The 24,567-nt window shown below is 56.3% G+C and carries 20 protein-coding genes; 1 reads left to right on the forward strand and 19 read right to left on the reverse strand.

Going from position 1 to position 24,567, the window contains the following annotated elements; all coding sequences use genetic code 11:
• Nucleotides 1-7 precede the first annotated feature (7 nt).
• The 17 genes from RDL77_RS15310 to RDL77_RS15390 form a co-directional block, all read right to left on the reverse strand.
• On the reverse strand, nucleotides 8-1,180 hold the full coding sequence (locus RDL77_RS15310) for a DotG/IcmE/VirB10 family protein (RefSeq protein WP_130519722.1): 1,173 nt from the start codon (nucleotides 1,178-1,180) through the stop codon (nucleotides 8-10).
• Between the two features lie 12 nt (nucleotides 1,181-1,192).
• Nucleotides 1,193-2,296 (reverse strand): DotH/IcmK family type IV secretion protein, encoded by a 1,104-nt coding sequence (locus tag RDL77_RS15315; protein WP_164057010.1) that lies wholly within the window; start codon nucleotides 2,294-2,296, stop codon nucleotides 1,193-1,195.
• 11 nt (nucleotides 2,297-2,307) lie between these two features.
• Nucleotides 2,308-2,922, reverse strand: coding sequence for a DotI/IcmL family type IV secretion protein (locus RDL77_RS15320; protein WP_130519725.1), 615 nt, complete (start codon nucleotides 2,920-2,922; stop codon nucleotides 2,308-2,310).
• Nucleotides 2,919-3,626 (reverse strand): DotI/IcmL/TraM family protein, encoded by a 708-nt coding sequence (locus RDL77_RS15325; protein ID WP_164057009.1) that lies wholly within the window; start codon nucleotides 3,624-3,626, stop codon nucleotides 2,919-2,921. Before RDL77_RS15325 ends, RDL77_RS15320 begins: the two co-directional genes overlap by 4 nt.
• Complete coding sequence (locus RDL77_RS15330) at nucleotides 3,587-3,868, reverse strand: hypothetical protein (RefSeq protein WP_130519729.1); 282 nt, start codon at nucleotides 3,866-3,868, stop codon at nucleotides 3,587-3,589. Before RDL77_RS15330 ends, RDL77_RS15325 begins: the two co-directional genes overlap by 40 nt.
• 9 nt (nucleotides 3,869-3,877) lie before the next feature.
• Entirely contained in the window at nucleotides 3,878-4,837 is a 960-nt protein-coding gene (locus tag RDL77_RS15335; protein ID WP_207900515.1) for a hypothetical protein, read from the reverse strand.
• Between the two features lie 171 nt (nucleotides 4,838-5,008).
• Nucleotides 5,009-5,344 carry a hypothetical protein gene (locus RDL77_RS15340; protein WP_130519731.1) on the reverse strand — a complete coding sequence of 112 codons (336 nt, stop codon included), beginning with the start codon at nucleotides 5,342-5,344 and terminating at the stop codon, nucleotides 5,009-5,011.
• 92 nt (nucleotides 5,345-5,436) lie between these two features.
• Nucleotides 5,437-5,712, reverse strand: a complete 276-nt coding sequence (locus RDL77_RS15345) for a hypothetical protein (RefSeq protein ID WP_130519733.1) — start codon at nucleotides 5,710-5,712, stop codon at nucleotides 5,437-5,439.
• Nucleotides 5,713-5,813: 101 nt separating this feature from the next.
• On the reverse strand, nucleotides 5,814-8,423 hold the full coding sequence (locus RDL77_RS15350) for a hypothetical protein (RefSeq protein ID WP_130519735.1): 2,610 nt from the start codon (nucleotides 8,421-8,423) through the stop codon (nucleotides 5,814-5,816).
• Nucleotides 8,424-8,427: 4 nt separating this feature from the next.
• Entirely contained in the window at nucleotides 8,428-10,806 is a 2,379-nt protein-coding gene (locus RDL77_RS15355; RefSeq protein ID WP_130519737.1) for a DotA/TraY family protein, read from the reverse strand.
• Between the two features lie 17 nt (nucleotides 10,807-10,823).
• The gene (locus tag RDL77_RS15360) at nucleotides 10,824-12,323 is read right to left on the reverse strand and encodes a hypothetical protein (RefSeq protein WP_130519739.1); all 1,500 of its coding nucleotides are present in this window, start codon (nucleotides 12,321-12,323) and stop codon (nucleotides 10,824-10,826) included.
• Nucleotides 12,324-12,329: 6 nt separating this feature from the next.
• Complete coding sequence (locus RDL77_RS15365) at nucleotides 12,330-13,013, reverse strand: hypothetical protein (RefSeq protein ID WP_130519741.1); 684 nt, start codon at nucleotides 13,011-13,013, stop codon at nucleotides 12,330-12,332.
• Nucleotides 13,003-13,356 carry a hypothetical protein gene (locus RDL77_RS15370; protein WP_164056735.1) on the reverse strand — a complete coding sequence of 118 codons (354 nt, stop codon included), beginning with the start codon at nucleotides 13,354-13,356 and terminating at the stop codon, nucleotides 13,003-13,005. The genes RDL77_RS15365 and RDL77_RS15370 overlap by 11 nt, the downstream gene beginning before the upstream one ends.
• Nucleotides 13,357-13,424: 68 nt before the next feature.
• Nucleotides 13,425-14,426: a hypothetical protein gene (locus RDL77_RS15375; protein WP_130519745.1), complete on the reverse strand. Its 1,002-nt coding sequence runs from the start codon at nucleotides 14,424-14,426 to the stop codon at nucleotides 13,425-13,427.
• A 10-nt stretch (nucleotides 14,427-14,436) separates the two neighbouring features.
• Nucleotides 14,437-15,450 (reverse strand): hypothetical protein, encoded by a 1,014-nt coding sequence (locus RDL77_RS15380; RefSeq protein WP_130519748.1) that lies wholly within the window; start codon nucleotides 15,448-15,450, stop codon nucleotides 14,437-14,439.
• Nucleotides 15,447-16,202, reverse strand: a complete 756-nt coding sequence (locus RDL77_RS15385) for a hypothetical protein (protein ID WP_130519750.1) — start codon at nucleotides 16,200-16,202, stop codon at nucleotides 15,447-15,449. Before RDL77_RS15385 ends, RDL77_RS15380 begins: the two co-directional genes overlap by 4 nt.
• A 12-nt stretch (nucleotides 16,203-16,214) precedes the next feature.
• A complete protein-coding gene (locus RDL77_RS15390; protein WP_130519752.1) occupies nucleotides 16,215-16,862 on the reverse strand; it encodes a hypothetical protein in 648 nt (215 codons plus the stop codon).
• Here RDL77_RS15390 and RDL77_RS15395 point away from each other — a divergent pair.
• Nucleotides 16,861-17,115: a hypothetical protein gene (locus RDL77_RS15395; protein ID WP_130519754.1), complete on the forward strand. Its 255-nt coding sequence runs from the start codon at nucleotides 16,861-16,863 to the stop codon at nucleotides 17,113-17,115. The two genes, RDL77_RS15390 and RDL77_RS15395, sit on opposite strands and share 2 nt — an antisense overlap.
• Before the next feature lie 121 nt (nucleotides 17,116-17,236).
• Here the strand turns inward: RDL77_RS15395 and RDL77_RS15400 are convergent, their stop codons facing one another.
• On the reverse strand, nucleotides 17,237-18,208 hold the full coding sequence (locus RDL77_RS15400) for a helix-turn-helix domain-containing protein (protein ID WP_130519756.1): 972 nt from the start codon (nucleotides 18,206-18,208) through the stop codon (nucleotides 17,237-17,239).
• Nucleotides 18,209-18,479: 271 nt separating this feature from the next.
• Nucleotides 18,480-24,560: a strawberry notch-like NTP hydrolase domain-containing protein gene (locus RDL77_RS15405; RefSeq protein WP_130519758.1), complete on the reverse strand. Its 6,081-nt coding sequence runs from the start codon at nucleotides 24,558-24,560 to the stop codon at nucleotides 18,480-18,482.
• Between the last annotated feature and the right edge of the window lie 7 nt (nucleotides 24,561-24,567).

The following is a 24,567-nucleotide window of genomic DNA, read 5'->3' on the forward strand; positions in this document are numbered from 1 at the left end:
CACGGGTTTATCGCACCCCTTGCGGGATCACCACTGGCGCCAAGAAGACGACGCCCAAGCCCATCCCGGCCGGAGCCGACATCGTAGGGGGGCGGCTGAAATTGCTGGCTGCGGCTTGTGAAAGGTTCTGGCCAAGCGGCTGCAATGCGGCGAGAGCTGCCTGTCCATAGTTCACAGGCTCCCGGCCAGATACGATGACACCATCGCTAACCGCAACGGTCCTGTTATTCTGGACGAGCTGCTGGCCGACCTGACCGACGCCTTGCAGGATAGAAGACAGAAACAGCCCGCTGTATCGCTGCAACGTGTGTTTATCTACGTCTGCTGCAATTCCGGTGCGGGCCTGCGTTTCCGACACGGCAATTGCCGTCACCGGAAATTGAGCACCTGTGTTGGTGACGATCTGATTGAAGGAGATCGCCGCCTGATTGTCGGAGTAGCTGATCTGGCCCACGAGGCGCATGCCCGTCAACGGCCCATTACGCGTGCCTCTAGCCGGGTCGTAGATCACGTCATCGAGCGACACGATAATCGGAGCGCCCGGATCGTCGGAATTGAAAGCCCGATCCAGACGCGCGAAAATAACATCGCCAGTGCGGGCCAGCATCACCATTTTGGGCTGCGGCTTTGCTACTGGCCCTGCCTGTTTCTCTTCCTTGACTTCCGGTGCTTTGTATTTTTGCGTTGCCATCTGAACGCGGGGCGCATTCCCCCCATTCCCGTTGCCACCACGAGCAAGCGCATCGATCTGTGCCTGAATGGCTGCTCTAGCGGCCTGATCCGATACGGGCTGCTGCACCGGAACCTGCGTCACATAGACGGTTCTTTCCGTGGTCTCCTTGATGACGCGCTCTTCCGGCTCGGCCTTCTTCTCTGGCGGAACAACAGGTTCTTCGCCCTTGTCAGCCGGGCCTACCCCGGTAATCACGGTAGGAGCTTGATAATCCCTTCCGCCTTGGCGAGCTTGCTGCGCGTCCTCATTGTTGACGGTAGCGCGCCTGTTGGCCTCGTTTGTATCAACCGGCGTCATTTGATCGTTTCGCGGCACATTTTGGCCATTCGGAAGATTGCTGGCTGTGCCAGCGCCACGGTCAGGTGCCGTTTGCCCCGAAAGCATGAAGGCCCCGGCTCCGATAGCAACGACCAATGCCCCTGCTGCGCCAATAACGAGCTTATTCATGGTCAACCCCTCTTAGTATCGAACCGTTGCGGGGCGCTCCACGCCCGATCTGTCGGAGAAAAGCACGCGATAAGGTAGCCCATTGAACCTATAGGCCGTCTCCCCATCCGGTGTGGGGACCTTTTGCGCGAACTGCGGAGTGAGCATTTCAACATGACCGACGACGACCAGATCACCGTTAGGCGTGGTATAGCCACGTAGATCAGGCGCACCCTCCAAGGCTACTGACCTTGCCCCGGCCGGTATCCTACCGATGATATAGGTTGCCAAGTCGCTCTGCGGCACCGGCCTTCTGGCGACATTCCTGCCGCTCGGCGCATTCCGCCCCTTCAGAGAAACCGGCCTCACTTTTTCAGCGAGCGGAGACCGCCCCTCGATCACGACAGTCAAAGGCATGTCGATACTCACCTTCTGACCGCCCTGCGGCCGGAAGCCGGATTGCGTCAACAACACGATGGGATATGGCCACTTATCAAGCGCCACGTTGATGTTGCCAAACACCTCGAAATAGCAGGGAGTAAGGTTGATCGTGGTAGGCCGCTCACCGGCTTCGCTCGCCTGAGCGCCTGTAGCGTTTCCGCATCCTGCCCCATCCTGCGCCAGCATCTGCGGGTTATACGTTACGTTCGCCACCGGCCACGGATAGCCATCGCTGTCAACGAAGGTGACAGGAGTCGTAAGACCAAAGGCCATCCGCACCGTGGGAGGCGTCTGCATTGGTGTCTTTGCGGCGTTCACAACCCGAGGCAATGCGCTCGGGTATGGATCGGTCGAGTAAGTCGGCCGGACAGCAGCACTCTGAGAACCTAGCGTGGCGTCCCTGATGCGGCCGACCTCGTTGGGCTTGAGGATCATGCCTTCGGTCCGATCCACCATCCCTTGCCTGATTTTGTCCAACTCTTCCCGCGTGAGTTCGCGGGCTGGAAGGTTCGGTTGCTGCGAATAGGTCTGCGTACCTGGCTGCTGCTGATACTGGCCGGGGTCCTGCCGAGGTATCCCTTGCTCACCAACCGGCGCATTGATGTCCTGCTGTTGCTGTTCTTGCGCGACAGCCGCGCCTCCCATCATGACGGAGAGTAGCAGCGCTACCGGAACCCCTTTGGTCTTCATCTTCATGCCCTGCTCCATCAAGACTCGTTCTTGTTGAAATTCTGTGTGGCGCTGATGCTGTCTATCCCGATCCCGTTCGGGTTGGCCTCGGAGGGCCGAAGCGCAACAATCAGCATCGTCAGCAATATGTCCGACCGCCTCGTGTCCACGTTTGACTGCTGAAATTGAACGATAGGGACTTCCACTCGCCAAAAACGGCGTCCCTGCAAAAAGCCGACCTCTTTGATGTTCGGAACGCCGGATCGGTAAGCTGTTTGCGTAACGAAGTTCTCTCTAAAGGCGATAGGGGAGCCGGTACGGTTCACTTCCTGAACATAGGAGTTTTGGCCAGAAGGCGTGAAATACTGCCTCAGAGCCGAACCGATGATCGTCGCCTGATTATAGTAGTCGTATGAATTGACCGCGACTGCGGCATCAGAAGCGAAATCAATAAGCCTCGCTTGACTGATCGCAGCTTCTTTCAGGACCGTCGCGTTGCACGAGCTGCCGGTGCCCTGCTCACGCCAGACAAATTGCGTGACAGGTTTCATCAGATAGGTGTCGGCCGTCATCGCGAAGCTCGCAACGACACCAAGGCCAAAGAGACCGCCAAGACCTATAATCGCAAAGCGGTAGATCTCGACACCTTTCATGGACGCCCCCCTTCTTCGACTGGCTGCGTCGAGACAAGGCGACCAATCGCAATACCCTTTGGATTAAGAGGGGATTTGTGAGTACGAACGATCGTTGCATAGAAATCACGGTTTTCCGACCGACGATCCTGCGAGTTCCGGTAGATCAGCGTCATTGGGACGACGATTTCCCACTCATAGCGAGACGTACCGTCCGGCTGTCGAGTTGGCCCTTGCCTCGATATCACTGCGGGACCGCGTTGGGTTGCGGTAGCGTTCTGATATTTCGCGACGACATCCTTGATGATGCCCCACTCGCTGACCGAAAGACGATAATTGTTGCGGCCTTCAAGCGTCATATAAAGCGACGTGCTGCTGTTGATCTGGTCGCGCCAAGAAGTCCAATCGTAGGTTTGGATCATGCGGATCGCGTTTACCGCAAAGTCGCGAGCGGTCGCGTCTGCCACCATCGGCTCATCAAGGCCGATAGGCGCACACACTGACTGAGCATCAGTCGTGCCCAAGAAGGCAGTTGCCGGGAATTTTACGAACCGCGCATAAAGAATTTGCGCCAGATGAACATAGATCAGAACAACGGCAACTGCCAAAAGCAGCGTGAAAACGCGCATGTTCCGCAAGATCGCGGCCATCGCTGCATTGTCTTCTAAAATAGCCTCTTTCGACTTCACCGCGCCGTATTCCCCTGCAAAATCGGCACCGGGCAACCAAAAACCCCGCCATCGGCGACGTAAGGTTCAGTCACCGCATTTGCCTGTAAAACATATCCGAATAACAGCACTGCGAGCGTCCCCACGATCAGCGCCGTCCATAAGATCGTAAGCTGTTGCTGCTTGGCGATAATCTGTTCACGCGCGATAGAAGGCGCGACCGGATCGGGAAGAGTAGCCAAAGCGAACTTTGGCACCCTTACCTCACTGAATTTCTTCTTCTTATCGAAAAGCCCCATTGGCGACCCTCATTCCTTCAGGAGAGCATCGACAACCGGCATCATGGAATTGTCCCACCCCTTGAGAACGGCGACTTTGCCAGAAGCTTTCGGCACCACGAAAAGCGGTACTGCTGGAGCACGATCAGGCAGATTTGCCGCCAGCGTCAGCCAAACCTCGAAGTTCTGGTTGACCTCTTTGTCGAGGTTGGCATCCGGCGACATGTCGAGACCTTGCGTCTGCTGTGCCATCAGATTGTGAAGCGCCTTGACCTTATCCTGTTGTTTCAGGACACCCCGAATGCCCGGCAACGCATCAAGCTGTGTGGCCTGATCGCCGAGCACGCTCACCGGCACAAAACGGATCGGGTACTTGCCTGACAACGCCTTATGAGCTGCTTGGCAATACGGGCACCGAGGATCGAAGAACATGACAATGGTGTTCTTCTCGCTCGCCTGCTGACCGGCAGGCGTGTCGGAAATGCTCGCCAGTGAGGCTAGGCCGGTCAGCAATTGGTTTGCTACATTCAGGTCGGCAATTTCATACCCGGAATCGACCCCTTGCCGGGTAATGGGTTGCGCCGATGCGATGGCGTTCGGCTGAGCCTGCTGCGTCTGCTGAGTTTGCTGCACCGGTTGCTGCTGTACCGGCTGCTGCTGGTATTGGACCTGCGGAGGCTGGTAAGGCTGCTGCAACGGGAATTGTTGCGCCTGATACTGAGGTTGCTGTGGATACTGACCCGGCTGCGGATAGAAGCCCGGCTGCTGCCCCGGAAACTGCGGATACTGGCCCTGCGATTGCTGCGGATATTGGCCCGGCTGAGGCTGGTAGCCGTTCATCATGGGCGGTGCGCTCTGCGGCGCAAACTGCTTCGGTAAAACAAAGACCCCCAAGCAGGCTACGCCAACGAATGCCGTAGCCCAAATTCCCTGAATGATAATCTTCTGCGTTCCCGAAACGCTTTCCTTCGATGACGTGGTCTCAGCCATGACAATCCCGTTGTTAGAACCCGATAAACCGGTTTTCGCCATCGAGCGAAAGCCATCTACAAATCAACCGTCGCCACCTTAAACGACAACGATTTTAGAATCAATTTTTCTATCAAACATTTCCGGGCAGTTGTAAATGTGTCTCGCTTCACGAGACCTCGCGCCGCTGTCCTACTGGCTGACGACGCGCCAAGCGCCCTCGATCATCCGCAGACTCAAGGCCCGAGTATCCTTCGCGCCCGTTTTGACGCGCTCTAGGGTCACATCGGCAAGATAGGTTGCGTCATCCTGAGACCGGATATTGTCGATTGAAACGATCTTCACAGCCTGAGGCGGGATAACATGCCACTCGGCGGCGGCGGCACCATACGCTTGTACGGCCTCCTGATACTGCTGTGCCATGCGGCTCATCACAGCTCCTTCAATTTCCGCGTGACTCGGCCCCTTATCTCCGCAGCCAGCAAGCAGTCCGCAAATAATCAAAATAGCTATTCGTTTCATTTGCATGTCCTCTCCTGTCCAATGATTCCACCCCAAATAAAAAAGGCACCGGCCTATATGGCAGGTGCCTTCCGTCTCTCGCAAGTTGCAGAATTATTTTATGCGGCGTTCCGAGAGTCATTCGCCAGTCGGGCGGCTCTCATCTCTTCCAGAAGCGCCTTTTGCGTCTCGTGAAGAGCACGGGTTTCCTCCAGCAGATCGACCAGAGTAAGCCTTGCGCATTCGCCTTGGATCAGGAGGTTCGTCAACGTACCTTCTGCCGTTGCATTTCCTTCTACAAGCGTCAGGCCATTAAAGAGGCTTGCATTATAGAGGTCGCGAACATCCGCAGCACGCATCTGGGGCTTTGGTTTTTTTCCGAAGAATTCCAACACCTTAACCTCCTGCAAAAAATTCGACATTAATTTCCGTTTCTAAATATATGTCAAATCCCCAATCATATCAAGGATTTTAGGTCGCTCACGAGTTAAAGTCCTCACTCAGCAGCAGCCAAAAGCGCCCCTGTATTCAAAGTCGCCGCTCGAATGGAATTGTTGCGAAGAGCTGTACGCCTTGCCACACGCAAAGGCTGGTCAATCAAGACACCAAACGCCGCCATTGCCAGCTCGCTATCCGTTGCCGACAACCCTGCGCTGGAAATGCTATCCGCGTAGCGCGCCTTCAGCGCATCCTCCAATTGGTCGATCTCGCGGTTTACCGAGATAGCGCCGCTGCTGCTGTCTAGCGCGGCGAGGCTTTCGACAATTGCAGCATCGAGCTGCCCCTGCGAAACGATGCCGCTTTCCAGCATATTTTTCAGGGTTTCAGCCACAACCTCGATAGGCGTATCAGCCTTTGGCTTGCTCCTTCTAAACCGCTCATCGCGGATCACACTTGAAAGCGTCGTAAGAATATCACGGAGCAGAACCGCAATGCCGTCACGATCCTTATGGTCGAGATATCGCCTCGTCGGATCAGCCTGCGTAAATGACCACTCTTTGATGCCTTCCGCGCTCAGCTCCTCAAGCATCTTCTCTTGGCGATCACGCTTGCGAATTGCTTCTATCGATTCAGGATCACGAGATTTTACCGGCACAAAATGGTTTAGCCGCCATTCTGTGACTTCAGGGACCCCACCGGTATAGAAAGCGGTATAGCGGATCGTCCGGCTCTCACCACGTCGAATCCGACCTTCCCGCGTCTGCGTGCCTACGATCAAATGGAATTGGCCGTCTTGCTGCCCTGCGATGTCGGCATATTTGATCACGTCCTCTTCTTCGTAACTGACCTCATCACTCAAACGGGTGGTCTTGAAGGCAGCGCGCTGATCAACCTTCATCCCTCTCGAAACAGGGGTCATCACTTTGGATCCCCACCCCCGGATCAGCTTAAATGTGTTGCTGTCTTCGCCCCCGACGAAACGGCCAATATGCCTCAACGTGGTATTCTGAAGCGTCTCTTGGGCTTCCTGCGGGGAGGCTTTTTCGAGAGAGTCGGGCGTCTGCATACCGAACGTGCATGAAACCCCAAAAGAGCGGGCTTGCGCAGCGGCGACAGAAAATCCCTCGACAACATAATATCCGTACTCATCGAAAATGAGCGGATAGGGCATGTTCGATTTGCTAGGTGATGCGTCCACAATACTGCGGCGGTCGCCCTCAAGCGGCTTATGGAGCAGGTTGCCGAGAACCTGTTTCACAGCCGCAACCGTGATCTTTCCAAGAGCCGCTGTGCTTGGTGGAGCTTTTTCGAGCGAGGGGATCATTACAAACACTATGCGACGGTTCAGGAAAACGTCGCTCATGTTGATTTCACCGACCTGCGCGTTAAACACATGCCCGAAGGAATAGGTCAGCATCGCAGCGGGTTCCGACAGGCTCATCGTCATGTAACCCCACTGTCGGTACACCTCGGCACGAGAAGTTTCGTTCGCTTGGTTCTGATCGCCGCCGCCCGTGCCTCCCGCGAGCTTTCGATAGCTTTCTATCATTTCTCGGGAGAGCGCTTCGACCTCGTTTTCGCCAGACAGGAGCGCCATCGCAATCTTCGTATCGTTGGCGTCGATCATGGGAGGCGGCTCTTTCGGCATGACCTGGCTATAGCCCGGCAGATCGAGAAGAACCTGCTCCAAGCTCTGGCAAGCCTGCTTCAACCGAAGAAAATCTTCATGCTTGCCTTCATCCGGCAGGCTGACTACGCGGCCGTGCTTGTCCCTGAAGCGGCCAAACCATACGAGGTTTTCAACGTTATTAAGCTGGAAAAACTCTGTCAGCAGTCGCGGATTGTAGTCAACATATCCCCGCTCTTGAAGGAAAGTCAGAGGCCGGGGAAGCGCCTTGTTGAGCTGCATAGCTCGCTGCGCGAACACGCTGTTCGATCCTTCTGCTGGCGGAATGAATGTTTCCATCAGCGTGCTTTTCTGGTCAGATGACCCCATCGAAAAGGGGTTGAAAGTGTTGGTCAACTTGACTTCGGAATGGCCGTAAAAATCCTTCGCGCCCATCATGAAGTTGAGGGTGAGAAAGTCCTCATCCCTACCGAAAAGGCGGGTGATTTTCTTCAGTGAGTTGAGGGTATCGGCCGATGCCTTACCGTCAACCATAATCGCACCGCTGTTCAGGCAAAGGGCATTGAACACAAGTCCAAATATCTCTTCGGACTTACCGGAACCGGTGCCGCCAAGAACCATTCTGTGGGTCTGGATGTCTTTCGCGGCAGACCACACCTCCTGACCAGAGTACGCCCCCCGGCCTACTCCGTGGTAAATGACGCCAGCGCCAACGTCGCCTGTAGACTTGTCTTTGAAGCCCTTTTTGCCGAGGTCCATCGGAACCCGGTAAGGGGCATCCCACAACTTACGGGCATAGCTCCCCTGTGACAGAGCGAGGAATACCGCGCCAATCGCCAGAAGTTCCGGCCAGAATGGTGCCCAAGACAAGAGCAGAGCTATGACAGCCAAGCCAAAATAGGGCTTGAGAACGTCAGCGGGATCGTTGTGGCAATCCTTCACCCATTCGGTGAGGCTTTTCCTCCTTTCGCGCCGGGAGGATAAGCGAACAACGTCTGTATGCTCGACGCCTTCAAACTCTCTCGTGCGCTTCGCCATTCAACTACTTCCCTGTGCCACCAAGGCGACGGGGCGGATTGCTCCCTCCGTTGCCAAGGCCCCCGCGAGGCTGGTTCCGCATCCGGGCAATCTGACTGCCAGTTCCGGCCAACGACCCACGCCCGCCGATGGCAATCTGCGATGCTGCCGCAGCAGCAGGATTTCCAAGCATCCCTTCGCCGCGCTGCGCTTGCGATCCGAGGAACCGGCTCATACCTGCCTCGACGCCATCCATCACGGCATCCCCAACGCCGTCGATCAGGCCGCAGCAGATGGAAACCAGCGCTACCGCCGCCGAGGCGTAGATCATGAACCCGCCGATTGCCAACGCGATATTGCCCAACTGCCCCCCGGCGCTGACCGGTCCAGCATAAGCCATGGCCGCATATGCGTTTCGTGTGAGGATGTTGAGGAAATCCAGCCCCACGCGCATGAGCATCATGCAGAAGATAAGTCCGATGATGATGAGAGCCGGGCGCACCAGCAATGCCAGCAGCACCATCAACGCTCGCGCGATGCTCGTCCCCTGCAAACCACCTTGCCGGTTTGGGTAGAACATTTGCATCAGCCAGAACGGCGCTGTGATGATCGTCTGTACCGCCAAGATCAACCACGAGAGTGCGGCGAGAAAGAAGTAGATCAGCGGCATGTACGGCACGACCACAGCCAGCAGAAAGCCGATGGCGACCAATAGCCAGCCGAGGGGACCCACCATTTCAAGCAGCTTTCCTCCGATATACGCCAGTGGGTTCACCATCCCCACCGCCGATTCCGACGCAATTTCACCAGCTTTGGCAGCAGCGACGAGAGCGCCGCCGGCACCGAGCATCGCACCGCCCGTCGTTTGCAGTTGCGGGATAGGATCGGCCCAACCTTCTCCGTTCAGAGAGTTGCCTTCATTGTTCTGGCCCATCATGCCGAGCACCCAATCGGTCAGACGGCCCCAACCCATACCCGCACCGCGAATAGCCGCGATATCAGACGAGTTCGTCCCCAATCCGCTATCTCGGTTTGCGTTGTTCAAGAATGTGCCCGACATCTGATCGAGGTTGGCCATGTCCGACGAATACTGCTTGAAGAAGACTTCCAGTTCATTTGAACACGTTGATTTCCAGAAGGCCCACGAGCTGGAGACCACGCAGCCCCAAGCTGCCGCCAGATCGCGCGAGGCAGGAGTAGCAGAAACGGATATCCCCTTGCGGATGCCGTCGCGGGCAGAGGTCGCATTCACGAGAATACGCTGGTAGAGGACCGCATAGAACCAGCCGTTTCGATTAGAAGCAGACATTGCCTGCGCAGTTGTCTGGCGCAGCTCCGGTTCAGATTGCTGAAACTGAGTGTTGATGGCTTGCTTAGCCGCCGCCACAACCGTCGAGATAGACTGCCCAATAGCGTCCACTTCTGCCGGGCCGCGCTTCCGCATGCCATCTGCAGGGTACAGTATGTCAGTCAACCTCTGCGCTTCGGTATCGAGCGACGAGAGGATTGCATCGGCACCGGCCTTACCTGTTCGGGCAGCATATTTGCTGATTGTGCTGGCGATCTGGTTCTGGATGGCCATGTTGGAAGGATCAGCGTTCGCGTTCGCCTGAGCGTTCGGCACCGATTTTTCAATGGAATAGGTAGCCGTAACGCCGCCGCAAAGCCCAATGCTGTCATTCAGCGAAGCAGGAGCTTTGAAGTAGATGCTCCGTTGCGCAAATCCTTCTTGGGTGTCTCGTACCTCTGCCCCCGAAACAGGAGTAATCTGGCCGTTCGTCGTTGCCATACTGGCAAGACTTTTATTCAGCGAACGTTTGCAAAGCTCGCCGCCCACCCGCGCCTGCAACGCTTGGGTTATAGCAGTCCGCAGATCAGATTCGGTGCCATCCCCCCCGTCACTCCACCAGCCGCTCTCATTCAGGTTCGTGAACGTCTTGTTGACGGCATTGGCACTTGCCATTTTATCGCCAGCGATGCGCCACATCGAGTCCCCGAGGCCAGACGACCATACGGCCACCTGCATCGTGCCTATTTGCAACGCGCTGTATCCGTTGAAGGCCGGGAAGCAGAGGATCGCGCCCAAACCGGCTAAAACAAGCGTCCAGCTTGGGTTCATTGAACGACCACCGGCCTCGCCATCATTTGCCGTATCTTTAAGGGCCGCGAATATGAGGTAGGTGGCAACGACAGCGATGACAGCCAGCATCGCCCAATTCAATGTTGTGACGAGCTGCGCCAGAATATCGTTGGTGTTATCGCAGCTACCGCCAGACGGAGCCGCTTGACCACCCGGCACCCATAGGTAATCGAACGTGCAGCCAAGAATTCGCCGAAGGAATACGAGGCCCGCACTATAATCTTCGGGAGTGAAAAGCTCTGTAATATCCGGCCGCTCAGCCATTGTGTCCCCCTAAGACGTTAAATACTCATACGTGGTGTGGCCGCATTTCTAGGCTCAGCCGGGCGCGCTCGTGTCTTGCTATCAAGGTCAGACCTACTTGCCTGCACCACGGCCCTCATATTCGACATGAAGGTAGCAAGCTCGTCGCCAGTAGGCGTCAAACTTGGGGAACCGACGCTTGAAAGCGATCCCCCCATCTGTTCCATTGATTGCGTAGCCGCCACGTGGGCCTCAAATGCCCGCGCAAATATCTCTGCTGGTTCGGTCAGGTACGCCGCATACTGCGGAGAGATAAGGCCCTTTTCTTCCAGCGCCGAGACAATCCTTCTGGTGGATTGCGCGAATTTATGGGAGCGAACCTTTTCCAAGATAAAGTCTTTATCGCCAACATTGTGTATCTGGTGACCGATCTCGTGAATCAGGGCACCGGGCCGCGTCGGCACAATGTGAATTGCGTGAAGCTGAATATCTTCGTTGGCTCGATAAAGCGTTGCCGATCCACGGTCCAAGCCACCGGCCCGGCCCATATCAGGGGCAAAGAAAAACTTCACGGTTTCATCGCCGAAAAGGCGATCTCTCGGCATTCCAAAGGCTTTCGCCGCTGCCGACAGCGCTTGAGTAATACGTGCCTTGGCGTCAGTGGCAAGATCGAGCGACAATCCCTGTTGGACGGTAAAGGTGTTCGGGCCGAGATCGGGCGCACCCTTCGGCTGGAATTTCGCTCCATCATAGGCACGATAACTAATCCGTTCGCCCGCAGCCTCCACGAGCCGCCCGCGCAGCGATGAGGCAAGATCAACCTCCGCAAGACCGGTGGCATTGATAACCGAAACCTCGCGCGCAATGGCTTCCACCATTGCCTTGATTGACGTGTCGGCCGCGATCTGCGCCTCGCGCCCACCCGCATCCCATTCCATCAGGCTATCGAGCTTCTCTTGCCATCCATGCCGACCGGTAGAGACAGCTAGCAGAACCGTTCCCCATGTCTCGGCCGCGCGTAAAGGACCAACCTTGGCTACTAAGCGGTCATAAACCCCGAACGCGTCCCCCTCAAATGGCAGTTGCTTGGCGGCAGCGGCTCTTGCACCCATCACCGCATATGCATGCTGGATTGAACGGTTTATATGCTGCAAGAGGGGAACCGGCGCGTCGGCCGCAAAAGCGTTCAGCACCGCATCTGTGACCTCGCGGGAGGATCGAGCGGGAGGCGCAATGTTCGTTGGCGCCCGTGCTGTAACGCTCAGTGCCCCCATAATGCGCCCCTTGTCAAAGAATGCTTCCAGCCGGGTCACGACATCATTTAGCGAGCGCACATCGTTCATATGCTCATAGATCGCTGGGCGGCCATCGTTACCGCTCTGGATCATCGCCCATCTGCCTTCGTATGCCTTCTCAACAGCCGCAGGGCTAGGCTTATGCGCTAGCTCCAATCGGAGAAGATAGCGGCCCCCGCTCTGCCTCAAGGAAAGCGAGATGCCGGGGCCGAAATCGAACCACTTTTTCGCGTTCTGGTCCATCTCTCCTCACCTTTCATCGAAGCTGAACGGGTTGATCCCAAATCCTATGTCGCTAACGCGCCCGACCAATTCCTGCTCGTTTATGACGCCTGCCGGGGCAAACTTCGTTCCATCGTGCTTGACGAGGCAACATTTATCGAACTTCAGCTTCTCGCCGTTCTTGTCCTGTGCCTGCAACAAGGCACACGCCTCCATCTGAATCTCACCGGCCTTTTCTTTGCCGAAGGCCAGAGTGACCCGATAACCTGGCTGCACTGCCCCCTTCGGTTTCGGGGCTATAACGAAAAGCCAGAGTCCCGAATCCGGCCCATCACCTTTGAACCAAAGGACGCTGCGGCCGGGAGGAATAGCGTCACAGCCAATTCGCGCAATATACTCGCCGATTGGCATGCCGCCCGGCTCACCATCGATGAACGCCTCTTTTTCCGCTGCATATGCAGCATTCTTGAGGGTGATGTTCAGTGAGGTAGATTCCTCAACTGACAGCCTTTTCACCTGCGGCGAAGCCTCTTGCTTCGGCGTGGCGGCAACAGAAGGCTGCTCGAACGACGTTTCGCGCTCCGATCGCTCGAATTCCCCGATCTCATCCTCATCCGAGAACCCGACCTGATCTTTCGCCTGCTTCTCGATCATTGCAGCGCTCGGAGCATCGTCGTCATCTTCCACACTCGAATACGCATCAACCGTCATAGTCGCTCTCCGCATGTTTCGATCCGCTCGATGCAAGTCGCTCGTCAGCCAGCCTCTCCACGGCTTCCTGAATCTGCTTGGCGGCATAGAGCATCTTCGGCATTCGGCTGATCCGACCTAACGCCTCATTGATCGCCGCCTTCATCCTGTCTGGATTGAGCTGCACATCAGATTTGCGTCGAGCCTCTTCGTGCTTCGCCGCCGTTGCCAGCTCTGAAACGTAGATGTCCCGTGCAGCCGAGGGGCGCGAGGGATCATCTACCTCATAGGTAATTTCGATGTCGCCATCGCCGACCTCGAAATCCTGATCATCGAAATAGCCGTCGCTATCCGGGACAGCCACATCAACGTCTACTGTCGCTATCTCGTGGCTATCGTTGTGATCTGCGCGTTCGGCTGGCTTATTTCCTGTCAATTCGATCCCTGTGCCTCTGCTGCGAGCATTCCTGCAACGACCGCGGCCTTGCGAGCCTCTGACTCCGAATGGTAGGTGCGGAGGCGCATCGAAAGTGCCCGCAAGCGGTTAAGTTCGATCATCAGGCCACGCTCTGACTGCATCTGAAGAGCATTGGTCCATTTTTGATAGGCGGGACCACCGCCATAGTTGTCTATCAAGGCATCCATGGCCTGAAGGACGCTCCCCGCCCCATCTCCGTCCCCGCTGGCCTTATTCGACATCGCCGCGACCGCAGCCAACGAAACTAGCGCAGGCGAGCGCCAAGCCTCTGCCTCGCGCGCACGCAGCATCGAGAATTCACCTCCAACAGTGCCTGTCTCATTACCCGTGGGCTTCTCCACCGCAAAACCAGCGAGCTGCTGGATTACTTTTCGCTTATCCTCTTCCGAGGCATTTACATCGAGCAACAACGAGGCGTCCGTCGAGCGCGGATCTCGCCGGTCAGCCGCCTGCTGCGCGACACTCGGAACAGATCCCGGCGATACGTCGATCTGCTTGTAAACACGCGAGGTTGAGCTACCGGTGCCATCAATAGCGCCCGTCACCTTCTGCAAAAACGCCACTTGGGCGCATGCATTGGGTCCTTGCCCTGTCTCATACGAGTAGTTTTCCTTGATCGCGACCAAACGCTCGCGCCGCATCTGCTCAGTTACGGTATTTGCGTAAGCCTCTTGGCTCTTCTTGGTGGCCTGCTGCAACCTTTGCCCTTCGCCGGAAGTTTGCCGGTTGAGCACCTTGAGCGCTGCGAGGACCTGTTCCAGCGTCTCGGAGCCAGCTTTGGCGACATCATTTTCCAAAATCTGCGTTTCTTGGATCAGATGCTTTTCGACTTGCTCGTGGGTGGCAATCCATCCAGTGCTAATCGCACACCATGCCGCAGCGGCCGAATTAGCGCCAAGCAGCATGCTACCGCCGAGAACAACTGAACCGAGAACAAAACGCTTATGCTTTTTCATCGGACAGCTCCTATTGAAGACCGGCGCGGCGCTGGCCAGCGCCTACAGAGACAACGCCCTCGTTGCCGTTGAACACAGCTCGGTTAACCCGAGACAGGGCATAGGAAGACAGCGCCAGTTCCGTTCTCGCATTGTCTTTGACCTGAAAAGCCATCAGAGCGATGTTTGCGGCTTCAATCCGAACAGCGTCGAGCAGCGTGGCTCTCAGCGGCTTGTCGGCGCTGGCCTGCGCCCACTTCACCCCACCATCGTCACCTGTCCAATGCTTCATCAGCTCGGCCAGCTTTTCTCTCGGGCCACCCGGCTCATTTTCGGCAGCGATGGACGACAAAACGTTCACCACGACCGAACGACGAACATCGTTCCTGTTCTTTTCGAAGGTCTGCAAATCGCCTGCCACACCGCCACCGGCTTGCTTCTCAATCGGGGGTCCGGCAACGAAATTGATATACTCTGCCGCCGCCGAGCTGTTGCCGCTGAATATAGCTTCGGCATCAAAGTTCGAGCCGCTTTGCGCCAATGACGCCCAATCCTTCGGGGACCCATATTGGCCCGGCTTGAAATAGGTGCCATTACGATAGGACGCGGCTTTCCCGGCCATTGCCATGTTTGCAGCATAGAAAGACTGGCTCTTTGTCTGCAAACCGCAACTGTCATAGCCCGTGACGCCATAGCGCTCTTTCGCATCGGCAATTTGATACGCCTGCCTCTGCGCAACATTTGCGCTTGCTGCCGCTTCAGCAGATTTCTTTACCACGGTAGAGGTTTGCTGACCCGATCCCGATTCCTGTTTCGTCAGGACCTTCAGCGCTGCCAACAGAAGCTGGCGTTGGCGCATCTCTTCCGTGATGAGCAACGTCTTCGATTTCACGATCTGCGTCGTCACAGCAGTATCGAGCTGTAGCGTCCGCTGGATTACATGCGCCTCAACAGCACATGTCACGGCAAACGCAGGGGACGAAATCCCCGCCATCGTAATCGCAGCGAGATAAAACGCCGCCTTTTTCTTCGAAATAACGGTCATTGCATATCGCCTCCCATACCCGACACCGCCACGCCCATCATTGTCGAACGGGACGCTGAAAGCGCCGCGCCGCGCATACGGGCATTCATCAATTCCAGACGATCCCCTACAACTTCAGCATTAGGCTTGATCGTCGGCAGTGGGGCGAGGACATCAATGTAGTCCGCAGCCGTCACGACTTCAGCGCCGCCATAATTTCTATTCACGAGAAACGGCGCTGCATTCGAATCCCCGGCGTTGCGCTCGCTTCGAACGGTCGATTGGCAGTATGTCGGGCCGAGGGCCGCACGCTCCTGATCGGTGCAGTAATGTCCGATCCTCTTAAGAAGCGAGTTCTTGATTGTCGCGGCCGCGTTTCCGCCGCTGCTCAGGTATTTCTGATCAGATGACCGGAAAGCGGTCAGCATCTTCTTTTCGGAATTATCGACACCTGAGAGACCCGACCTTGCATCCACAACAGCGCAGGATGTCTCACCTTGACCAGTTTCATACGAATATCGGTTTTTGATGTCGGCCATACGGAGCGCCTGCTCTTGCGCAAGTTCCGCATTCACCGCCGCCTCTTCCGATTTCTTGATCACGTGCTGTGTTTGGGATGCTGAGCTGGAGACTTGCCGGTCAACCGTTTTCAGGCCAGCCATGAAGCGCTCGAAACTAGTCGCCCATTCCATGATCGTTGCATTGGCAGCGCCCGGCATCGTCGTGCCAGCGAAAGCGATGCCAATCACCAGTGCGGTTGCTGCTTTTCGCATCGGATATCCCCTTTACTGCTGGAAGAGATTTCCGAACGGGTTGCTCGTGTTTCCGGTATTGCCGGTGGGCTGCGTTCCATTACCCACCGTGTTGTTTCCAGCCTGCACGGCAGGCGGGGTCATGATCGGCTGGTCGATGCCGTTGCCGGTGCTCATTGACGCCAGCGTGAAGTCATACTTTCCGATGCCAGGAATACTCGGAAGCTTCAGCTCTGTTACGCTATTCCCTGAACCGCCAAGCAGCTCATTCATCTGTCCTCCCATGACGGAATCGAACTGGTACATATTGTTGTTGATCTTCCCCACCACCTTCTGCAGTTGGTCATTGAGCACTTGGCAAACTTGCTGCTGAGCTTTCTGGATCAAACCATTGATCAACTGATCCGCCGCCCCGCCCAAGAAATCGAAGCTTGTGGGGATCAGGTTCGAGAGATCGAGGGAATCGAGCAGGTTTGAGCCAAGGCAGCTATTGGCCCCGTTAAAAAACTCGGAGCTATCCACTTTCGCTGCATCGAGAAGCGCTATCTGTCTCTGAACCGCTGCATCGGCCGCTTGAGTGATCCCGCATCCACCCGCACCTTGAGCGGAAGCCGGTGAGGCCGCAAAAATCGCCGCCGAAACTGCCAACCCTGCAAACGTCGCCTTCGTTGTGGCACGCATGTCCGTCTCTCTCCTGTTAGCCTCTTTCCCACGCGGCAAGAGCCGCCAAAGCAATTCTCAAATTTCTGACGGACAAAACCGCCGCGAGATGATCGGCACCATATGCCGCCGTCTTCTCGAAACCTTGGCCGGTGCGATCCTCGACCGCGAGCGGCTTGTACAGGTCAACGAGGACGGCACCTTTCAGCGGATTTACCGCCAGTTGAGTTCCGCTATCGGGGTTTGCGTTCTCTGGCACTCGCTCGACCTCTGAATTTCACTGTGAAATCAAAAAAAGATTTACTGCATAATGCGGCAATATCCAACCCCCCGCAGGCCGCATTGAGAGCAATCCCGCAGAGTTGAATAAGAACGGCCTGTCGGCAGGAAAAACGCTAAATACGGAACCTTTGGACGATTTTGATAAACCGCTCTTCGATTTTCGGAGCATCAAGGGGGATATTTTTCTCGGAGCAGAACTTTCGGAAGGCATTCGCCACAATATCTGCATCAGGGGTGACGCCTGTCGAATGCTCCCTAACCAGATCACGCCAATGGCTGAAATAAATCGATCCGCTTGCTGGAAATGCTACGGCTCCAATGGCCCGCCCACCTTCTCTGCGCGGCTCTGTTGTCTTCGATCTTTTATTTAAAAAATAAGATTCTGATTTCTGCCTAGTATTTTGTGTACCCCTTGCAGCGGAAACCGGGCGGTCAGACCGGTCCTTTTTTTGCATTCGCTCAAGTCGAGCGCGGCACCAGTTCACGACCTTGATCAAGCAAGCCTGAGCGGGCCGTATAATCGACGTTACACCCAACGTCTTCCCGCTCTCAACCACGATGAAACCGCTCGATTTCAGATGAGCCAAAGCCTGCTCGACTGATGATCGGCTGCACCCCGCCTTTTTAGCTATTGTCGCAATGGAAGCGTCACATCGCCCGCGCGCGAGGGCGCTAAGCTCGCAGATCGTGTGCAATACCGCTCGAAAACTGGCACGAGGAAGCTTCGCATAGATCTCGGCTACGTTTGCCCCGCTCTTTTCGAGCTTCGCTGAGAACCAACCCGCACTGATGTTACGAGTTCTCGCCTGCGCACGCCGTTCCTCCAAGGTAAGCCTCGAATGGATGGCCAAGGGTGTGCCCCATTTTACCGGTCGCGCTCTCCGGCCCGCCGAGAGTTCCGCCCGACGCTCATTCACCGCGCCGTAGACAGACTCCACAAACTCATCATCCAGTAGCCCGCGAGCGTGCGCACCGATGACAGCCTTGATGCAACTATCCAACGCCGAATGTGACCATGTATTTTTGACGTTAGATAGGATTGTTCGTTCGCTGAGTTGGCACGTCGCCAACGCTGAAGCACTCATCTTTCTCTCTTTCCGGTTAGCCGGAAACGCCGAGAAAAAAAGACAAAAAGACTTGCATTTCGCCCTGAAGGAATCTACCTTCTAGGGAGAACGGCGCTCGGCAAAAGCGTTCTTTTCTATCTTAGTTTTCGACCCCGGACGGGAGACCGTCTGGGGTTCGGCATTTCTGGGGTTAGCTTTCTAGTCCTTGACTGATTCCCTTTCCAAAATTTTTCACAATGAAACCCGACAGAAAAAGTATGTCAAACTTTTTAACGCCGGGTAACTCATTCTACACGGCTGCAACTGCTGGTGACGTGGCTCTCTCTGAGCGCACCGACATAGTAGCCTCCGTTTTTGCTCCCAAATGCTGACTGATCAGCTCACGGGAGAGATTCGCCACAACCTCATTGTACACGACCAGCGCGCCTTTGATGCCGATCATCCCATCAAGGGACTTATCGCTCGCCGCAGCGCATAGAATCGCGGCTACGTCCGACGCCGATGCGATCTCCTTCGCCACTGTCGAGTTGCGCACCACGGCCGTGCCAAGCTTGTTGCTCCAATCTGCGCAAAGCGCATCCTTGGATTTGTCGCAAACATCGTTCTTGGCTTTTACGATTACGCCGAAGGTCTTCCCACCGAAGGCAGCCAGCGCGCCTTTTTCGCTGAGTGACGCGGCGCACCTGGCTATCTCCTTTTGGTCCCAATAGACCCGGAAACCACTGGCCGCGTCAGACGCGCCCTCTCGAATTCGGATCGATGCGCCGGGAGTGAAAAGCTTTTGCGTCGAGTCCCCGAAAGGATCGGTGCCGACAAAAAGACCGGTATTGATCGCCCCTTGCTGCCGTACAGCTTTGACGATTTGCTCATGCATCTCTTGCAGCCGAGGCCGGATCAGATCGCGAACATGATCAATCGTAACCTTGCAGCCACCGTGGACCATCCTTGTGAGCATGTCACAGGCGATGTATTCCGCCCGCGCCTCGTCGTCTGCCTCGCTGATAATCCCCGTCATTCCTAAAAGGAGGCCGGAAACGGAAGCCACGTCAGCTTTCATGAAGCCGACACGGCTTGCCACGCTCGATGTCAATTGCTCGAGCACTTTCTTGTGCCCATCGCGCTTGAGCAAAAAGCAGTGCCGGATCGCGCCGCTTTCGTCCGTATACATTGCCTTTTCGCCCATTCGCTTCCCCGCGAGAGCCGAAACGGCGGCAAAAAGGTTGCCTTCAACAGCATATCGCGTCCGACTGACGCTCCCGCCCTGCACATTCTGGAACAGGGCCATCATCACGCTGTCTTCGGGACTGCCATCTCCCAAGAACGGCTTCCAGTGAAGACGTTCATAACCATTTCCGAAATCGGGGGATTTTCCCTTCGCTTCGGCTTCTTCCAGCGCCTGAGCGAGAGGTTGAGACCACATGGGCGCAATGGACCGGGCGAGGCCAATCCCGTCATCGTCCAGACGCGCACTCTTGAACGCCCATATCTTCGTGACGCCCTTAGCCTCAACTGTCGCTTGGTGTTCTTCGCGTAGGATCGCATAGACAGATGCCATCGGCATATCGATCAGGTGCTCCTCGCCGGGTACTGCGATCCGCACGCTCCACTCGCCAAGATTCAGGGGCTTCTCCTCGTTGAAGCGTACATCGGTGATCACGGCCGGGACACCGATCTCTCTATCGGTGTGATCTGTCCCGTCGATATAATCGACGGCGGCATTGAACAGCGTCGAATCTCGCAGCCTTGAGACCAGCTTGGGGTAAACCGTGACGATAGCGCCGGGTGCGAGTGTTGGTGCTATGTCGAGCAGGAAATCAAGCTTGTGCCCGGCATCGAGCACCATTTTCTCAAGCCCCTTGATTTCCTTTTCAGCATCGCGTGTCCATTGATTATCCCAAAACCCTTGGGCGACCTCCAATGGGTGTTCTGTCGCTCCAAGGCTGCGCAATTCGTCAGAGCGGTTCATCACACGGTCGAAAATCGGATCAGAGAAACGAATTTCCTGACCACTCGGCGCGAGGCTTTCCAGCCGCTCAACAACCGACATCTCGCGGCCAAGGGTTTGATCGATCATCCATCCCTTGCCCCGCGCTACCGCGTCCTCAACAGCCAGCACATCGATTGGCTTGATTGTCTCCTTGTAAGTCAGCTTGTTGAGCGCAAGGGGACGTTCGGACATGCGTGCTGATGCCGCGTTGCCACTTATCAGCGATGCCACTTCTTTCACCTGCGCCCGCCAGTCATATTCTCGCAGCCGCAGAGGATTTTCGCCGAGGGCGTCCAGCAAGGCCACGCGCATCTGAAAAGCGGTGTCCAGCTCGCCCATGATCGTGCGCTGCATGCCGGAAGGCAGCGCGATCATACGGCCCATCAGCTTCTCAGAATATTTCGTCTCGATATCGGATTCCGGGTCGATATCGAGCGTGACGGCAATATCCGGGTTATTCTTGAGATATTCGCGGCTGACAAATTGCCCCACCTCGTTGAGAAGGTCGAGCGTATCCTTAATGTTGGACTCGTTTTCACGGGTGGCCGTAGAAGCCGCTGTAAGCGAACGGTTCTTTCGGTTGAACAACTGCGCCAGACGATCCGAGCTGGCCAGCCCTTGCAGGGGCACCGTATAGAGCGGAGGATGAATTTGCCCGACACGATTGATGCGGCCGTCCATCTGGCGCTCCTGCGTCACATCGCCCTGCATCTGCGCCTTGATCATCTCCCGCTGCCGCACGTCGAAACCATTTGCGGGTGACGCCTGCGCCGACAGGCCCACAGCGGCCGACTGGTTCAGGATCAGAACATCCACACGACCGTTATTGAAGTCCGAAACAACATCGTGCTTAAGCGGCTTGGGCCGGGCGCTAATGACAAATCCGCCCCCATCTTCCGCTGGTCGCGACATAAAGGAACGGCCCGTGATTTCTCCCAATGATAACCCGTGCTTTTCGAGTGCCACGGCTAAGTCGTCGATCACGGTCATCGACAATAGGGAAAAGTCGGCCGCATCCACCCGCGCATTGAAATCAGCCAGCCAATCTTCGTATTCGTGAAGGCGAATTTCTGTGACCGCCCCGAATCCATTGCTTTCCTTAACGGTCAGCAACCGGTCAGCTACACGCTTGATCACATGCCCGAGGTGGGGCTTCTCAGGGAGGACATAGGCTGACCCCTTCATGATGCCCGCATTGTCGGCATCATCGAGGCCATCATTATCCCAATGGCTCGCGATCAGATCGCGCATCAACGTGTCGCCAGTATTGGCGACCGCCACCAGAGGCTTCCTGCCTTCGGCGATTGACTTCAGCACGAGGTCTTCCAAGAAAACCCCATTGATAGCCAGCGTCAGGTAGTTCGACAAATGATGGAACCGGGAGGCTGGTGATTGATAATGCACGCCGACCGAGCCTAGAGCACGGTCCCGTTCCGCACCCTCTGGCATCTGTTCGATGTCCTTTTTCAGCTCCTTTTGCCGATGCTGAGACCAATCTTTGACCTCGCGGCCGAGGGCCAGCAACTCGGACATCTTGTGCGCGAAAAGATCGACCTTTTCGAGTACCTGAGCAAAGCGAACCGGATCGACATCTTGCAGAGAAACAGTTTCGCGAGCGACTTCAGTGTTGTCGAGTTCACGCGCAATAAGCCCTCCCGACCGCGCCATCTCGTAAGAAAGCGCTTCCTGCAAAGCCAGCGGCTCTTTTTCGATCAGCTCCACCAGTCTGTCGGGCGGAATCCCGACATCCGGTAGCGCAGAGCCGTAGACGCGCAAATTCCGCGCACCCTTCAACGCCGTCCCTGACGCATATGCAACGGAACCACCTGCCGCTTTGACGCCCTCAACCAGTGCTGTCATCGAGAGACCGACGTTCGACCCCTCACCGGCTGCTCGATGAGCCTCGTCCATGATCAACAATGGTGGCTTGTCCTGCTTGCCAAGCCACTCCATGATCGCCGCAAGTTTCGCTTCCCTGCCCTGCGCGCCGAGCTGCGAATATGACGACAAGATCATGTTCATCGACGGATCAATCGTCTTTTCACGTTTGGCAGACGATGGCGATGCCCGGAAAACGAAACCCTCTCCACGTCGCCGCTCCCCCTGAAAATCGGGGTCAAGGATCGATGCATCCTTACTGCTGTTGACGATGTAGGGTTTGATAAACTGCGGCAGCTCATTGGCTGGCTTCCGCATTACCGTGGCCAGATCGCGCGCTACAAAATCCGTGAATAACGAGGCATTATCGGTGAAGAACAACACCGGCCGATCCTCTTTGAAGGCCGCACGGGCGAGCGCCGCGAGCTGACGGCCTTTCCCAACGCCCATCAGATCTCCGACAATAATGGATTCTGCCCGCAGCGCTTTATGAAGCGCAAGCCCTACACCATCGACCTGTCCAGCATGCAGCAAGCCTCCCAACTCGCTGACCTCAACGCCAAGGCTGTCTGCAACAAAATTATCTACCGGCCCGCGAACGCGCTCCAGCTCCGTGAGGGCAAGTGCGACCGGTTCTGCCAGCGCTTTTTGAATCTTGAGAACAGGGCCACCAACAAGGGAGGCGGACTCATACGTGACTTGGAACGGATCATTCTCAACAACCAAGTCATCGACCAGCACATCAGGCGAAACCACGAACTCGGCCTCGTCCTCCGACATCTCAAGTTCGTCTTCACTGACCGCCTCGAACACCGGTTCCTCGACACCTGGACCGACCGGGGGAACTGCCGGGACCAGAGCCGCCGGCACATCACCGTTGGGCGTCTCATCTGTCGTGATATCAGCGTCGTCAAAGTCGGGAGCTACGAACGTTCTAGCAACCCGGGTGTCTGGCGCCGAGCGCCGAGCCATAATCTCGTCCATGGCCAAACGTGCAGCATCGCCCCACGCGAATAGCTGATCAGTGGTATGGAGATATGGCAGCTCATCGGGGATTTTTTTCGCTCTCTCAGCGGAGAGCGGGTTTTCAAGCCGGGGGCCAAGGGCATAGACGATCACAGGGAACTCAGCGCCGGATTTCCGATAGAGCCTTCCGTCGAGCATGGCAGCGCCAGCAACCTCGAAGGTCGCATGGAGATAGTTGTTGAAGAAGCGTGTCGCTCCCTCAAGCTTGCCTTCGCCCATCATCTCACCCGGTAGAACTAGGAACGAGCGACCACTGTCCGCTCGCACCTGGTTCAACGCGTCATAGACGATCCGATGGTCAAGGCGTGAGATGGAGAGCGTGCGGCCCTCTCTATCAGCCACATTCTGTGCCTTGATCGCCTCAAAGGGTGGGTTTGCCAGAACGGCGTCAAACGCCATTCCTCCAAATCCACCTTCAGCGTTCACTTCGAAAGCTCGCGGCCTGATATTTACAAACGGTGCGCCCGCATCCTTCAGCACTCTTGTGCCACGTTCTGCGCGTGCCTTGTCCAGCTCAAAGCCTTCTATACGTGCTCCGGCCGCCGCAGCGCCGAGCGCCAGCGTTCCGTTTCCGGCCGTTGGCTCAAGCACCAATTCTCCCTCGCGGATGCGCAATATATCCTGTGCGACAGCCGAGATCGTAAGAGGCGTTGAATATTGCTGCAAACGCAGCCGTTGCGCATTTCGTTCGCCATGAGCGGCAGACCTATCAGTCAGCTCTCTGGCGACTTCACGGAAAGCCCCACCGCTGCGCACGAGGTTTGCAGCTTGGACCGCCAATGCGGCTTCAATTTCCTCCTGAAAGGCGAAAACGCTAAGGAAAGGAGACGCGTCATCGACAACTATATCCTTGTGCAACCGGGCTATCGATCCCCGGTCAAAGCTATCACCTTGCACGATAGCCAGTGCTACACCGGCCGCGCACCCTGCCAGCTCAGTTGTTCGAATCGCGCGTAGGAACCGATCACGATGCTCGCCTTTTTCACGACCGTTGCTGAAGCGGTCGTACTCGTAGTGGGCCTCATTCGCTTTGTTGACTGCTACTCGGCCCCCGATGGTTTCAAATACCTTTGAACCGGCGAGGTTAAGGCCGATCTGGCGCGGAGTGACCATATCACCCATGCCGGTGCCGCTCATGCACTCGTGAAAACGCTTGGACAAGAGCGCGCGGTCGGCAACATCGACGTTGAAATCATCGTCCCAAAGCCGCCTGATCGGAAGGCCGCAAGCAACCCACAAGTCGCTTGGATCGAGATCGCCGGGCGGTCTTACGACGAAAATCGTGGCTTCGCCCCTCGTAACCGTATTGAGAACGGGCACATTGCAATACTTCAGACCGCCCCGCACGCCGGTTGCCCGCACATCATCGGTCGTCGCAATCAAAAGATCGCCTGCATTGCCGTGCATGCGAGAAGCACGCGGTATATACGCGGCTCCGATGCCATCGACAGAAAGAATGGGGAGTGGAACGGAAGGCATACCTTAG

Origin of the sequence: uncultured Phyllobacterium sp. (assembly GCF_902479695.1) — a bacterium.
In the GTDB taxonomy this organism is placed as follows: domain Bacteria; phylum Pseudomonadota; class Alphaproteobacteria; order Rhizobiales; family Rhizobiaceae; genus Phyllobacterium; species Phyllobacterium calauticae.